The organism is Treponema sp. R8-4-B8, from assembly GCF_054786175.1.
This window is the reverse complement of record NZ_BDHE01000487.1, coordinates 162,503-175,711: the sequence shown is the minus strand read 5'-3', so window position 1 is coordinate 175,711 and position 13,209 is coordinate 162,503. Positions and strand designations below refer to the sequence as shown.

Genomic DNA, 13,209 nt, shown 5'->3' with positions numbered 1-13,209 from the left:
ATAAAGGAAGATTAAAACATGGGAAAAACAGCAATTTATTTACATCCCTATGATGATGCAAATCTTTGTAATAGAATAGCTGAAAAAATAAATGCCACAAAAATTTATATACATGCAAAAAAGGCTTTAATAGATTTTGAATCTTATAATATAATTGGTTTAGGCGTTGGAATTGATACAACAAAAAGATATCAACAGTTATTAAAATTTGTTGAGAATTTACCAAATGTTCAAAATAAAAAAGCATTTATATTTTTAACAACCGGACTAACTTCTGAAAAAAGAATGGAGAAAGACTATGAAAAAATATTGAATTTATTAAAAAACAAAGGATTTGAGATTATTAATGATTTTAATCAAAAAGGTTTTAATACGACCAGTATTTTAAAATGTATTAGTGAAATGAATAATGAAATAAACTAGGACAAACTATAAGCAAAATATTAAATTTTATATATAATAAGAATTAGAATATATCGGAAAAATATGAAATCAAACGGAAAACCTTAATTTACTTTTTCCTGTATAAAATCACTTCTGTCGTCCTTAAGCTCCCAGCTTGTAAGAATCTGCGCCTTGCCGTTATCCACAGACACAATCACATAAGAGTAAAAAGGCAGCGCGTGATCTTTGTCATAACCGGACGGCGCGGACGGGTGGTCAGGGTGGGAGTGATAAAAACCAATAACGTCAAATTTCATTGCTCTTGCAGTTTGTTCCGCTTTCATCATATCTTCCGGCGTTATGAGAAAACGATTGTATTGTTCGCCTTCTTCCCTAGCGTTGTTAATGGTTAGCGTACTTTTGACAATTTTAACTCCCGCATTGTCAACTTCGCCGATTAAAACCCCGCAACATTCGTTAGGGTAAGCGGTTTCTCCGTCTACCCTAATATTTTTTTCCAATTCAGGGGAAATATGTAACATTAGATGTCTTTCCATAAAGGCTGTGACATATAGCGATTGCCGTTATCGCATAGTATTGTCGCGACACGTGATCCCGCTGGCAAGGTTTTCGCCAATTCCATAGCGGCGAATACGTTTGCCCCGGAGCTTATCCCTACAAATACGCCTTCTTCCGCCGCAAGCCGACGCGCTGTTTTGTAAGCGTCTTCTGTCTTAACTGTTATGTGCAAATCGGCGATGCTCCTGTCAAATATTTTCGGCGTTATAGTAGATTCCATGTGCTTCATGCCTTCAAGTCCGTGAAACGGTGAATCCGGCTGCATAAGCGCGATTTGAATGGACGAATCAGTCTCTTTTAGCCGTTTTGAAACGCCCATAAAAGTTCCCGAAGTGCCGGTTCCGGCGACAAAATGACTGGGCTTACACTGGTTATACAGTTCTACGCCTGTTGTCTCATAATGCGTGCGCGGATTTTCAAAATTGTCGTACTGATTGGGGAAGAAATACAAGTCAGGCTCTTTTTTGGCTAACTCCATCACTATGCGGTACGCGCCGTCAGAGCCTTCAAGCGGGTCTGTTTCTACAATTTCAGCGCCGTAAGCGCGCATAAGTTTTTTCCTTTCCTCGCTGGCGTTTGACGGCATAAACAATTTTACCCGGTAACCAAGAGCCGCGCCAAACATGGCGTAAGCGATGCCGGTATTGCCGCTTGTGGAGTCCAATAAAATTTTTTCTTTTGTAAGCTGTCCTGAGTTAATGCCGTGCAGCATCATAGCTTTTGCGGCGCGGTCTTTAACGGAACCGCTTGGGTTAAAATACTCCGCTTTGGCAAACAGGGAAACCCCGTTTGCCGCATTGAATATTTTTTTCAATTCAATAACAGGAGTATTACCAACAAGGTCTAAAATGTTCATACGCTATTTATATCATAAGTTTAGAATATTGTATCATCTTCGCGCATTACTGGAAAATCGCCACAACGCCGCCGCCGTAGTGACTGTCGATATAATCCTTTACTTTCTTGCTAAGGAGCGCGTTTTTCAGGGCAATGATGCGAGGATCATTTTCCTTGCCTTTTTGCACTACTACGATGTTCACATAGGGGGAATCCGCCCCTTCAATGATAAGGGAATCTTTCACAGGATTAAGACCAGCTTCAAGCGCATAATTGCCGTTTATCGTAGCGGCGTCCACATCTTGAAGTGAACGTGGAAGCTGAGCGGCTTCAAGTTCCCTAAAACGGAAATTTTTGGGATTACTGGTAATGTCGCGGGAAGTGGCAGTCAATCCAACTCCGGCTTTTAAAGTGATAAGCCCTTTTGCCTGAAGCAGAAGCAACGCTCTTCCTCCGTTGGATGGATCATTGGGTATGGCAATGGTAGCTCCATTCGGTAAATCGCTGATTTTTTTGTACTTTACCGAGTATAACCCAAATGGTTCCACATGCACTCCAAAAGCAGAAACCAGTTTTGACGACCATTCCTCATTGGAATCCAGATATGGAATATGCTGGAAAAAATTGGCGTCCAGAGACCCGGAAATTACCGCCACATTGGGCTGCACATAGTCGTTAAATTCCACCACTTTCAGGGTAATTCCCTGCGCCGCCAGATCATCTTTGATCAGGTTAAGCAATTCCGCATGGGGAACCGGCGTAGCTCCTACCGTAAGAACGGTACCGGATTTCTCGATGTTACCTTTGGCTTCAACAGTGTTGGTAAAAGCCAAAACCAGTACGATTGCAATCAACAGGCTGATTGGTTTTTTCATAATATCTCTCCTATTCATAGTTTACACACATTACCTATGTGTTTAATAGGATTATAGGGAAAAACGACAACTGTGTCAATAGAATTTGACAAAATAATCGAAAATTTTAAGCCATTCGAGTTATTAACTAATCTACCGTTTTGCCAATAAACTTCTGCTGATTGCGGTGCCTATCATTTGCACCGCTTCTACCAGTATCAGTATAACAATAACCGCGCCGATTGTTACGTCTGTTCTGAAGCGGTAATATCCGTAGTTTATGGCAAGGCTGCCTAGCCCGCCGCCGCCGATTGCCCCCGCCATTGCCGAGTAGCCGATTAGATTGATGATGGTCAGGGCGAGACCGGATACCAAAGCGGGCATTGCTTCGGGGATTAACACTTTACGGACAATTTGAAAATCGGTTGAGCCCATCGCGCGGGCGGCGGTAAGTACTCCGGCTTCAACTTCGGACAGGGCGGATTCGGCTACACGGGCGACAAAGGGCGCGGCTGCTATTGAAAGGGGGATAATTACCGCCGTGGGGCCTATGCTGGTTTTTATGATCATTCGCGTAAAGGGTATCAGCAGGATCATCAGTATAATAAACGGAAGGGAGCGGAATATATTGACGATTCGGGAAAGCACATTGTAAAGTACGCCGCGGGGAGCAAGGCCGGCGGGAGAAGTAACAAAAAGATATACGCCTAACGGGACGCCAAGGAGGCAGGCTAAAACAGTTGACACAAAAGTCATGTACACTGTTTCCAACGTCGCCATTGGCAGCATTGACAACACTTCCAGAATTTTTTCTTTAGGCATGGACCATCTCCTTTGTCGCGGTGGCTTGCGGTGACTCAAACACAGAGGCAACGCTTCCTCTTTCTACAATAGTTCCTTCATCCATAACCGCCACTTCTTGGCATATTTCGCGTATAACTTCCATTTGGTGCGTTATCAGCACCACGGTAATTTTCAAGCGCTGCTGTAAGTCGCGGATTAACGCAAGTATCGATCTTGTCGTCTGCGGATCAAGAGAGCTTGTCGCCTCATCGCAGAAAAGCACTTCGGGATTTGCCGCCAGAGCGCGGGCGATAGCCACCCTCTGTTTCTGCCCGCCGGAAAGTTCCCGCAAACGAGCTTTTCGCTTATCGGCAATATCAACCATTTCCAGCAGTTCATCAATGCGCCTGTCTATTTGTTTGCGGGAAAGACCCGCGATTTCCAAAGGGTAGGCGATATTCCCCGACACGTTACGTGATCCAAACAAGTTAAAATTTTGAAATATCATTCCCATTTTTCTTCGCTGTTCAAGCAAAGACAAGCCGCGCAGAGTATCAACGCGCTGTCCGTTGTAGTGCACCTCGCCGGTATCAGGAGTTTCCAACAGGCTCATTACCCTAAGCAGGCTTGATTTTCCCGCGCCGCTTCTGCCGATGATTCCATAAATACAACCGGTAGGAATGTCAAGAGCGACATTTTTTACCGCGGTAACTTCTCCATAACTTTTGGAAATTCCTTTAAGAGAAATCATTTATTCCTTCTCCACGCTTTCCCAATCAACATTTTTTAACCGTTCCAACGCGTTATGCAGTACGGAGCGGGGGCAGGCAAGATTGATACGCTCGAAGCCTTTGCCGCCTTTTCCAAACGACAGACCGGAACTCAGCCACACTTTTCCTTTTTGCGTAATTACTTCGTCAAGTTTTTGAGCGGGAATCCCAAGCGCGTTAAAGTCTAGCCACGCAAGATATGTTCCCTCCGGTTCAATAAGTTTGATCTTTGGAATGTGTTTGGAAAGATATGTTTTAAGGAAAGCGCTATTTCCGCAAAGATAGTTTATAAGCTGTTCCAGCCACTGCGCTCCATCTTGATACGCCGCTTTACAGGCGATTAGCCCCATTACTCCCGGTTGGCTTAAACCGCACCGCGCATACTCCTCTTTAAATTTATTACGCAATTCATTGTTAGAAATAAAAATATTGGCGCTCATCAATCCCGCAAGATTAAAAGTTTTTGAAGGAGAAGTGCAGGTTACGGTAATATTCGCAAAATCCTGATTCAAAGCGGCAAATACAATGTGTTTGTGGCCGGGAAAAATAAAGTCCTGATGGATTTCATCGGCGATAACAATGACGTTATGGCGAAGGCATATCTCTCCCATGCGCGTAAGCTCATCGGTTTTCCAAACGCGCCCTACGGGATTATGCGGATTACACAAAATGAACATTTTAGCCTGTTTAATTTTTTCTTCAAAATCCTGAAAATCTATGCCGTATCGTCCGTCTTTATACACAAGTTCATTCACAAGCAATTGCCGTCCGGTTTTTCTTATGCTTGATTCAAAGGGATAATAAACAGGCTGTTGTATAACAATACCGTCTCCCGGCGCCGTCAGCGAGCGGACGGCGATGTACAAGGCGTTTACCACTCCGGGAGTAATTGTCAGCCAATCGCGTTGAGGAGACCAGTTAAAGCGGCTCTCGAACCATTTGCGCGTAACATCAAAATACGCCGCGTCCGGTTCCGAGTACCCATAAATGCCATGTTTGGCGCGGCGGATTAATGCTTTTTGTACGCATGGCGGGGAAGCGAAATCCATATCGGCAACCCATAAGGGCAACACGTCAGCGGGTTTTCCGCGCCATGTAGGTTCATATTTGATACTGTAAGAATCGCTTCTGTCTATTATTTTGTCAAAATTATATTTCATATAACTATATAAATGCCTGTTTAAGATCGGCAATTAAATCATCAGCCGACTCCAGTCCGACGGACAGGCGCAGTAAACGCTCATCTATGCCGCGCTCTTTCCGCTCGCTTTCGGGAAGGTCGGCGTGGGTTTGAAGCATAGGGTATGTAATGAGGCTTTCAACGCCGCCTAAACTTTCGGCGTATTTTATTACTTTTACGCTTTCCAGAATATGCTCCGCCGTTTTCCCGTCGCTTACGGAGAAAGAGAGCATTCCGCCAAAACCGCTTGCCTGACGGCGGGATATTTCATAGTCGGGATGTTCTTTTAATCCCGGGTAATACACTTTTTTTACCGCGCTTTGTTCCAAAAGCCAATGCGCTATTTTTATCGCTGTTTCCTGCTGACGCTCCATGCGAATGGCAAGCGTTTTAATTCCTCGGATAATTAAGAAACTGTCAAAGGGCGATAAACATCCGCCGGTTGTTTTTGCGATGAACCGTAATTTTTCCGTAAGATCGCCGTCTTTTACAACTAACATCCCCGATAAAGTATCGTTGTGCCCGCCTAAATATTTTGTTCCGCTATGCAGAACAATATCTGCCCCGTGAGCAAACGGTTTTTGAAAATACGGTGTAAGGAAAGTGTTGTCTACGATAAAAAGCAATTTATGTTTTTTAGTAATTTCCGCTACCGCGGCAATGTCTATTACGCTCATCATCGGATTTGATGGAGTTTCTATAAATATGGCTTTTGTAGCCGGAGTTACTTCTTTTTCAAAATCTTTTACCGTGGCGGCATAAGAAAATTTTACGCCGTTTTTTTCTGATATATGCTCAAAAAGACGGAATGTGCCGCCGTAAAGATCATCGGAAGTGATGATATGGTCGCCCGGTGAAAACAATTCCATTAACGCGGAAACCGCCGCCATGCCCGAAGAAAACGCTACCGCGTCGCTGCCCCCTTCCAATGCGGCTACAGTGTCTTCCAAATGCACGTTGGTAGGGTTGAGCGAACGGGAGTAATCAAAGCCTGTACTCTGCCCTACTCCAGGGTGGGCGAAAGTAGCCGACGCGAAAATAGGGACGGCTACCGCTCCGGTTGTGTCAAATTTCTTATTACAGCCATGTACGCATATTGTGCTTATATCCATAGACACATCTTAAATCTCATAGTGCCAAAAATCAAGCTGATCTAACTCCATGTGGGTGGAAATATTACCGCTGCTCTTAAACTGCAATTCGGGATTTTTTACGCTGACGCGGGTTTTTTCAGGGACAGACCGTATCACAAAAGCATTTCCGCCTATTACTACGCCCTCTCCGATAACTGTGTCTCCTCCCAAAATAGAAGCGCCTGAGTATATCGTAACATTATCGCTTATACTGGGATGACGCTTAACGCCCTTAATGCTCTGACCGCCTTTTGTTGACAAGGCTCCCAGAGTAACTCCCTGATACAATTTTACATTGTCCCCGATAATAGCAGTCTCACCTATTACAATGCCCGTGCCGTGGTCTATAAAAAAATATTTGCCAATTGCCGCGCCCGGATGAATGTCAATGCCTGTCGCGCTGTGCGCGTATTCGCTCATAATTCTTGGTATCAGCGGCACAGAAAGTAAATACAGTTCGTGCGCTATCCTGTAAATCATTGTGGCGTAAATGCCCGGATACGATATGACGATTTCCGCCTTGCTGTACGCGGCAGGGTCGCCGTTATACGCCGCTTCAATATCTTTTTCCAAAAAATCTTTGATGGTTGGAATCTTCAATATAAATTGCCGCGTTATATCCCATGCGATTTTATCAATCTCGCTTTGCTCCGTGTCTTTGTACCGCAGGTCATAACGCAGCGCCAATCTTGTCTGCGCGGCTAAATCATTAGAAACTTCTTCCAGCATTAAGTTGAGTTTATTTTTCGCGGAGCCTCCGCTTAGAACGCTCTCAAAAATTCCCGGAAACAGCAAATGTTGCAATTTACCAATAATTTCGACTATTACCGATTTCACCGGCTGCTTAGCGACATCACGCTTCTTCTGAAAATCGCTCAGTAACTCTGCCGCGATTTGTTCTATTTCATGGTCTATTTCCACACAATACTCCTAAAAATTATTCCCAAAGACCTCTCGCAGAGGCGCAGAGGCGCAAAGTTGTTATTCGAAATATTATCGTTATACTTTCATGATCTTTGTTATACAAATAATATATCTTGTATAACGAAAATCTAACGAACAGAAACTCCGCGCCTTTGCGCCTCTGCGAGAGGTTCTTCTTTATTCCTCCGCGCCTTTGCGAGAGTATATTTGCACCTTATAACGCCAGTTCCTTAATAGCGCTTACCAGTTTGTCTATTTCTTCTGCTGTGTTGTAAAACGCTATTGTCGGGCGGACTGTCGATTCTAGGCCGAAACGGCGTAGGATTGGTTGAGCGCAGTGGTGACCGGCGCGGACGGCGATTCCTTTGCTTGCCAGATGTTTGCCGACTTGTTCTACGCTTGCGTTGTCAAGGACAAAGGACAGAACGCTCGCTTTTTCTGCGGCTGTGCCGATAAGGTGCAGTCCGTTGATGCGCTTGAGTTCCCTTGTCGCGTAATCAAGCAGTTCGTGTTCATAGGCGCTTATGTTTGCTATTCCTATGGCACTCACATAATCAAGCGCCGCGCCTAGTCCTACCGCGTCGGCAATATTGCCGGTTCCGGCTTCAAACTTTGAGGGAGCGGGATTGTACACTGTGCGTTCAAAGGTTACGTCTTTTATCATATTGCCGCCACCTTGATACGGGTTGGCCTCTTCAAGAGCGTCCGCTTTTCCATACAACGCGCCAATGCCCGTAGGCCCGAAAATTTTATGCCCTGAGAACACAAAGAAATCCGCGTCCAATTCGCTGACATTCAATGGCGTGTGGGCTACCGATTGCGCCCCGTCGATAAGGATTCGCACTCCGTTACCATGCGCGATTTGAATCATCTCATGGACAGGGGTAATTGTTCCCAGCGCGTTTGAAACGTGCGTTACGGAAACAAACTTTGTGCGGCGGCTGAAAAGACGCGCGTACTCGGACAAAATGATCTGTCCCGTATCGTCAACAGGAGCGACTTTAATCAACGCGCCTGTTTCCTGCGCTATTATCTGCCAGGGAACAATGTTGGCGTGGTGTTCAAGAATAGTCAGTATTATTTCATCGCCTGCGGAAAGTAAAGGTTTCACATAAGCTTGCGCCGCAAGGTTAATTCCCTCTGTTGTTCCGCGCACAAAAACAATATTGTCCTTTGACGGAGCGCCTAAAAATTTCGCGATTGTTTCCCGCGCCGCTTCGTAAGCGTCGGTGGAACGGGCGGCAAGATCATGCGCGCCACGGTGGACGTTTGAATTTTCGTGTCTGTAAAAATACGAAATACGGTCTATCACCGCGTTTGGCTTTTGCGTTGTCGCGCCGTTGTCAAGCCAGACAAGCTGTTTGCCGCCCGCGACTTTTTCACTCAGGATGGGAAAATCGCCGCGGATACGGTTTACGTCAAAGCCGCCTGCTCCCAAAGGAGAGCTTTTAAAAAGCGCTTCCTCGGAAGGCGCTCCTGTAGGCGTGCCGGTATACGGCACGACAACGGGAGAATATTCAGTTTTAGCGTCTTCGGTCTTTTCGCTCTTTTTTTCCTGAAGTTCGGGAAAATAAGTCAACGCCCACTTTTCAAGTTCTTCCGGATCCGGCAAGCCGTAACCGTTAGCTGTAATCATAGTAGTTACCCACTTCCACTTCTTCAAGCACGGCTATCGCGTCATCGGCGAGAATTGCGGCTGAGCAGTACAGTGACAGGAGGTAGGATGCGAGTCCCTTGTTGTCCACTCCCCTGAAACGCACTGAAAGCCCTCTGCCTTGTTCGTTCTGCAAACCTGTCTGATACAAGCCGACAATCCCGCGTTTTGCCTCTCCGGTACGCACCAACAAAATGTTGGTTTTTCCGGTTTTGCTTTTTGGATTTTTTAAGCCGTCCACAAACAGTTTATCAGTTGGGATAATCGGAATGCCGCGCCACAGAATGAATGTGCCGCCAAAAAGCGACGTTGTAGAAGGGGGAACGCCCCTGCGAGTACATTCCCGCTGAAAAGCGGCGACTGCCCGCGGATGCGCCAAAAAGAACGACGGTTCTTTCCACACTTTTGAGATTAATTCGTCCAGATCATCGGGCATGGGCGAGCCTGCTTTGTTTCCCGGCTTTATGTGTTGGCTGGCGGGAACATTTTTCAAAAGGCCGTAATCATCGTTATTGATGATTTGGCTTTCCTGCCTCTCGCGCAAGCTTTCAATCGCCAGATGAAGCTGTTCTTTTGTCTGGTCATAGGGCGAAGAATACACGTCCTCCACGGCGGTATCTACATTAATAATGGTAGAAATTGAGTTGAGAATATATTCCCGTGGTTTTGGCTGATATTGTACATAGCCTTCGGGAATCTCGGCGCTCTTTTTTTCTGATGAGCAGAGAACGTCAAGCGGAGTTTCTCCCTCGACTACTTTGTTTACGCGGTAAATACCGGCGTCAAGCCCTTTAAATTCCAAAAAACGTGTCAGCCAGCGCGGTGTAATCGCGCCGAATTGCGGCGGGGTTTTGGTAATGTCCGCCAGTTGGTACGCTTGCGCTTTATTCAGCGCGTTTAGTTCTGATGTTGCCATAAAATCTCCTTCCTGACCACTAAAAATATAATTACATTTCGTGGTCAGGCTGTAATATAATACAAGTTATTTAACCCTTTGTATACTAAATATATTCTTAATATTTTTAGTGGTCAGGTTGTAATATAATACAAATTATTTAACCCTTTGTATACTGAATATATTCAATATTTTTAGTGGTCGGATTACTCCTCCCAGAGCCATGTTGACAAATAACGCTCGCCCGTGTCCGGCAATACGGCTACTATGGTTTTGCCGTTATTTTCAGGCCGCTTGGCGATTGTCAGAGCCGCTTCAAGAACGGAGCCGGACGAAATACCGACAAGAATGCCCTCTTCCTTCGCAAGCCGACGGGCGGCGTTTCCGGCTTTTACTTCATCAGTCTGATAAATCTCGTCGATGACGGCAGGATCATAAACCTGAGGCACAAAGCCCGCTCCAATACCTTGAATCTTATGCGGGCTTGGCGAACCGCCGGAAAGCACAGGAGAAGCGGCAGGCTCCACGGCTACTACCTTGACGCTTGATTTTTTTGATTTTAAAAACTTTCCCGCGCCTGCCAGAGTTCCGCCTGTTCCAACTCCGTCAACCAGAATGTCAACTTTACCGTCGGTATCGTTCCAGATTTCCGGCCCGGTGGTTCTTTCGTGGATAGCCGGATTGGCGGGGTTATTGAACTGCTGCGGAATGTAAGAATTGGGAGTTGCCGCGGCAAGTTCTTCTGCCTTGGCGATTGCTCCCTTCATGCCTTTTGCCCCCTCGGTAAGCTCAAGCTCGGCTCCAAGCGCTTTAAGAAGTTTGCGCCGCTCAATACTCATAGTTTCCGGCATGGTCAGGATTATCCTGTAACCCTTGACCGCCGCGACAAAAGCCAGACCAATACCGGTATTGCCGCTTGTCGGCTCGATAATTACCGTCCCTTTCTTAATTTTGCCTTCTTTTTCAGCGGCTTCAATCATTGAAAGCGCGATACGGTCTTTTACGCTGTGCAGGGGGTTAAAACTCTCCAGTTTGACGTAAACTGTCGCCCCGCTATCATTCAGCTTGTTGATTTTTACAAGCGGCGTATTCCCGATAAGATCGGTAATTTTCTCTACTCTTGCCATAATATTCTCCTTACAATTTAAAGTTTAGTAACCATATAGGATTACTAGGTATAGAGTACTTTATAATTCCTAGTTTGTCAAGGGGTTTTTGGTGTTTTTACTGTTTTTTTCCTCAAGGTTTTTTGTCATTTTTACATAAACAGATTGGTTAAATTTGACAACCTAATGCTTGTAAGGTCTTAAAATCAGGAGTCAAAATAAAAGACGACATATACAAAATATGACTTGGCAATATTTATATTTTTATATAAATTAAATATAAAATGAATACAATAAATGTATTCATAATACTTTTTAAAGGAGTTAGTTATGAAAAAGATTCTATTGGTAATGGCGCTGGTCCTCAGCATTATGCTAAGCATTATGCTAGTCATGGGCTGCAAATCCGCGCCTACTGATAAAGATTATGTTAACCTTTATGACAAAAACACCGGACTTATTTTAGATGGAGCCAAAGAGTACATCGTAAAACACGGCGATACGTTGAATGACATTGCAAGAAAAGAAATGGGCAATGGTTTTTATTATCCCATTATTATGCTTGCCTCCCGCGGCGTAGTTGTAAATCCGGATAAAATTATGCCGGATATGAAACTGACCATTATAGATGTTGAAAAAAACAAGGCCGATGACAATGCCAAAAAGAGCATGAAGAATTGCCTCCTTGGTTTTGCCGACATTGAAAAAAATAAAGCTAAACCCGATCATGCCTTAATTGACGGTTTTAAAAACGAGGCTGATAAACTGTAAATTATATTAGATAAATTTCTCACGAAGAACACGAAGAAAGAGAAGATCACAAGGGAAGAGGGGTTTTTGTCTTAAGGTTGCGGGCAGAAACTCCGAGCCTATCAGATTTTTTGTGTAAATGGAAAATATCATCAGAACGGAACCCGTTCTTTTCCGAACTCAATGGCGAACTGGTTTAACGCCCGCCGCCGCTCACTAACACATCAATAAAATTATTTGCCGCAACCTTCATTGCTCTAAAACCATTAGCGCCGCCGGCATCTAATGAAGTAGTACAGTCTAAAACCAGCATAATGACGGCGCTTTTTCTGTCAACTATGGTTTCCATATCACCTGTCTGACCGAATTCGGAATTTTTCTGCCACCGATCCTGAGAAGTTACATATTCCCATTGCTGAGTATTTTGCGTGTTCACGTTACCGCCCGAAACAGTTGATACATTTCGAAAAGTAAAAGTTACGTAAACACCGCTAAGGCTGCCGCTTACTGTTGTCCCGCTGCTGCTGCTTAAACCCTGATAAACAACATTTTCAAGCGAACGGTTAGTGCCTTTACGTTTATAAGTTCCTTCAATATAGAAAGTTGAATTTCCGGCGTTAGTTACATTATCAAATGTAAACCGTATTTTAGTCCCGTCATCATACCCGCTTGTAATTCTTAACTTGACAGACTGGGCTTGGCTTTCGTTGTATAAGGAATTGGCAATAGCCCTAAATGTATTATTAACTTCAGCCATGCTTGTTACTTCGTTTGCATTGCTTGGACTGCTTGCAAGCGCGGCAAGGCCAGCGCTGAATGCGGCAGTATCCTGTACATCGCCACCCCTAATGCCTATGGAGTAGGCATTTATATTCAATTTTTTAATTTTTGTAGTACTTATCCGTTTACTCAGGGCATCACGGTATGCATCCCGTGAATTGTAGTTTGTATTTAAATCGATTGAAACATTGTCGAGACCATCAGTAAAGGTAACCAACGCAACATTTGTCAAATCGTTGGGCAAAGTTGCCGACTGCAACATATTAATTCCGTTATCAACCGCATCGAACGAAGCAACAAATGGCCATATCCTGACACGTTGGTAAAAATTGCCAAAGCTCTTGATGTTGAGGTTTACACTCTCTTTCAGGAAAATTCACCGCCAAAATCCGAAAACTTACAGAATACCCTTTCCCAATTTAAAAAAGACTTAGCGGTTTCTCTGCATAAATCGATCGCAGCCTCCATAGACAATTCGCTTGAGACCATTAGTATCCATTACATTGAAGAAAAACCAGAAGAATTAATTTAGAAGGATGTAAAGAGAAGATTTTCGTACAAAAACTCCGTGAAACTCCGT

The 13,209-nt window shown here is 44.5% G+C and carries 15 protein-coding genes; 3 read left to right on the top strand and 12 right to left on the bottom strand.

Going from position 1 to position 13,209, the window contains the following annotated elements; all coding sequences use genetic code 11:
* Positions 1 to 18: 18 nt before the first annotated feature.
* Entirely contained in the window at positions 19 to 423 is a 405-nt protein-coding gene (locus tag ACYVRA_RS13995) for an NADPH-dependent FMN reductase family protein (protein WP_461253339.1), read from the top strand.
* A gap of 83 nt (positions 424 to 506) precedes the next feature.
* Here ACYVRA_RS13995 and ACYVRA_RS13990 read toward each other — a convergent pair whose 3' ends face one another.
* From ACYVRA_RS13990 to cysK, 11 genes are all read right to left on the bottom strand, one after another.
* A complete protein-coding gene (locus tag ACYVRA_RS13990) occupies positions 507 to 941 on the bottom strand; it encodes a M67 family metallopeptidase (protein WP_461253338.1) in 435 nt (144 codons plus the stop codon).
* Positions 926 to 1,819 carry a PLP-dependent cysteine synthase family protein gene (locus tag ACYVRA_RS13985; RefSeq protein WP_461253337.1) on the bottom strand — a complete coding sequence of 298 codons (894 nt, stop codon included), beginning with the start codon at positions 1,817 to 1,819 and terminating at the stop codon, positions 926 to 928. The genes ACYVRA_RS13990 and ACYVRA_RS13985 overlap by 16 nt, the downstream gene beginning before the upstream one ends.
* A 46-nt stretch (positions 1,820 to 1,865) precedes the next feature.
* Complete coding sequence (locus tag ACYVRA_RS13980) at positions 1,866 to 2,675, bottom strand: MetQ/NlpA family ABC transporter substrate-binding protein (protein ID WP_461253336.1); 810 nt, start codon at positions 2,673 to 2,675, stop codon at positions 1,866 to 1,868.
* 132 nt (positions 2,676 to 2,807) lie between these two features.
* Positions 2,808 to 3,476, bottom strand: coding sequence for a methionine ABC transporter permease (locus tag ACYVRA_RS13975; protein ID WP_461253335.1), 669 nt, complete (start codon positions 3,474 to 3,476; stop codon positions 2,808 to 2,810).
* Positions 3,469 to 4,188, bottom strand: coding sequence for a methionine ABC transporter ATP-binding protein (locus tag ACYVRA_RS13970; protein WP_461253334.1), 720 nt, complete (start codon positions 4,186 to 4,188; stop codon positions 3,469 to 3,471). The genes ACYVRA_RS13975 and ACYVRA_RS13970 overlap by 8 nt, the downstream gene beginning before the upstream one ends.
* On the bottom strand, positions 4,189 to 5,367 hold the full coding sequence (locus tag ACYVRA_RS13965; RefSeq protein WP_461253333.1) for a MalY/PatB family protein: 1,179 nt from the start codon (positions 5,365 to 5,367) through the stop codon (positions 4,189 to 4,191).
* 4 nt (positions 5,368 to 5,371) lie between these two features.
* On the bottom strand, positions 5,372 to 6,499 hold the full coding sequence (locus tag ACYVRA_RS13960; protein ID WP_461253332.1) for a trans-sulfuration enzyme family protein: 1,128 nt from the start codon (positions 6,497 to 6,499) through the stop codon (positions 5,372 to 5,374).
* A gap of 9 nt (positions 6,500 to 6,508) precedes the next feature.
* Complete coding sequence (epsC, locus tag ACYVRA_RS13955; RefSeq protein ID WP_461253331.1) at positions 6,509 to 7,441, bottom strand: serine O-acetyltransferase EpsC; 933 nt, start codon at positions 7,439 to 7,441, stop codon at positions 6,509 to 6,511.
* Positions 7,442 to 7,658: 217 nt separating this feature from the next.
* Positions 7,659 to 9,080: a SufS family cysteine desulfurase gene (locus tag ACYVRA_RS13950; RefSeq protein WP_461253330.1), complete on the bottom strand. Its 1,422-nt coding sequence runs from the start codon at positions 9,078 to 9,080 to the stop codon at positions 7,659 to 7,661.
* Positions 9,067 to 10,014 carry a family 2A encapsulin nanocompartment shell protein gene (locus ACYVRA_RS13945; protein ID WP_461253329.1) on the bottom strand — a complete coding sequence of 316 codons (948 nt, stop codon included), beginning with the start codon at positions 10,012 to 10,014 and terminating at the stop codon, positions 9,067 to 9,069. Before ACYVRA_RS13945 ends, ACYVRA_RS13950 begins: the two co-directional genes overlap by 14 nt.
* Before the next feature lie 185 nt (positions 10,015 to 10,199).
* Complete coding sequence (gene cysK, locus ACYVRA_RS13940; protein ID WP_461253328.1) at positions 10,200 to 11,120, bottom strand: cysteine synthase A; 921 nt, start codon at positions 11,118 to 11,120, stop codon at positions 10,200 to 10,202.
* Between the two features lie 309 nt (positions 11,121 to 11,429).
* Between cysK and ACYVRA_RS13935 the strand changes: the two genes are divergently transcribed.
* The gene (locus ACYVRA_RS13935) at positions 11,430 to 11,870 is read left to right on the top strand and encodes a LysM peptidoglycan-binding domain-containing protein (RefSeq protein ID WP_461253327.1); all 441 of its coding nucleotides are present in this window, start codon (positions 11,430 to 11,432) and stop codon (positions 11,868 to 11,870) included.
* 175 nt (positions 11,871 to 12,045) lie between these two features.
* Here the strand turns inward: ACYVRA_RS13935 and ACYVRA_RS13930 are convergent, their stop codons facing one another.
* Positions 12,046 to 12,891: a hypothetical protein gene (locus tag ACYVRA_RS13930; protein ID WP_461253326.1), complete on the bottom strand. Its 846-nt coding sequence runs from the start codon at positions 12,889 to 12,891 to the stop codon at positions 12,046 to 12,048.
* Between the two features lie 57 nt (positions 12,892 to 12,948).
* Between ACYVRA_RS13930 and ACYVRA_RS13925 the strand changes: the two genes are divergently transcribed.
* The gene (locus tag ACYVRA_RS13925) at positions 12,949 to 13,161 is read left to right on the top strand and encodes a hypothetical protein (protein ID WP_461253325.1); all 213 of its coding nucleotides are present in this window, start codon (positions 12,949 to 12,951) and stop codon (positions 13,159 to 13,161) included.
* Positions 13,162 to 13,209 lie beyond the last annotated feature (48 nt).

Bases quoted from the DNA above. Each gene is read 5' to 3' on its own strand.
- ACYVRA_RS13980 (WP_461253336.1), bottom strand. From the start codon at position 2,675: ATGAAAAAACCAATCAGCCTGTTGATTGCAATCGTACTGGTTTTGGCT.
- ACYVRA_RS13970 (WP_461253334.1), bottom strand. From the start codon at position 4,188: ATGATTTCTCTTAAAGGAATTTCCAAAAGTTATGGAGAAGTTACCGCG.
- ACYVRA_RS13950 (WP_461253330.1), bottom strand. From the start codon at position 9,080: ATGATTACAGCTAACGGTTACGGCTTGCCGGATCCGGAAGAACTTGAA.
- ACYVRA_RS13965 (WP_461253333.1), bottom strand. From the start codon at position 5,367: ATGAAATATAATTTTGACAAAATAATAGACAGAAGCGATTCTTACAGT.
- ACYVRA_RS13995 (WP_461253339.1), top strand. From the start codon at position 19: ATGGGAAAAACAGCAATTTATTTACATCCCTATGATGATGCAAATCTT.
- ACYVRA_RS13945 (WP_461253329.1), bottom strand. From the start codon at position 10,014: ATGGCAACATCAGAACTAAACGCGCTGAATAAAGCGCAAGCGTACCAA.
- ACYVRA_RS13975 (WP_461253335.1), bottom strand. From the start codon at position 3,476: ATGCCTAAAGAAAAAATTCTGGAAGTGTTGTCAATGCTGCCAATGGCG.
- ACYVRA_RS13990 (WP_461253338.1), bottom strand. From the start codon at position 941: ATGGAAAGACATCTAATGTTACATATTTCCCCTGAATTGGAAAAAAAT.
- ACYVRA_RS13960 (WP_461253332.1), bottom strand. From the start codon at position 6,499: ATGGATATAAGCACAATATGCGTACATGGCTGTAATAAGAAATTTGAC.
- ACYVRA_RS13935 (WP_461253327.1), top strand. From the start codon at position 11,430: ATGAAAAAGATTCTATTGGTAATGGCGCTGGTCCTCAGCATTATGCTA.
- ACYVRA_RS13985 (WP_461253337.1), bottom strand. From the start codon at position 1,819: ATGAACATTTTAGACCTTGTTGGTAATACTCCTGTTATTGAATTGAAA.
- ACYVRA_RS13930 (WP_461253326.1), bottom strand. From the start codon at position 12,891: ATGTTGCAGTCGGCAACTTTGCCCAACGATTTGACAAATGTTGCGTTG.
- cysK (WP_461253328.1), bottom strand. From the start codon at position 11,120: ATGGCAAGAGTAGAGAAAATTACCGATCTTATCGGGAATACGCCGCTT.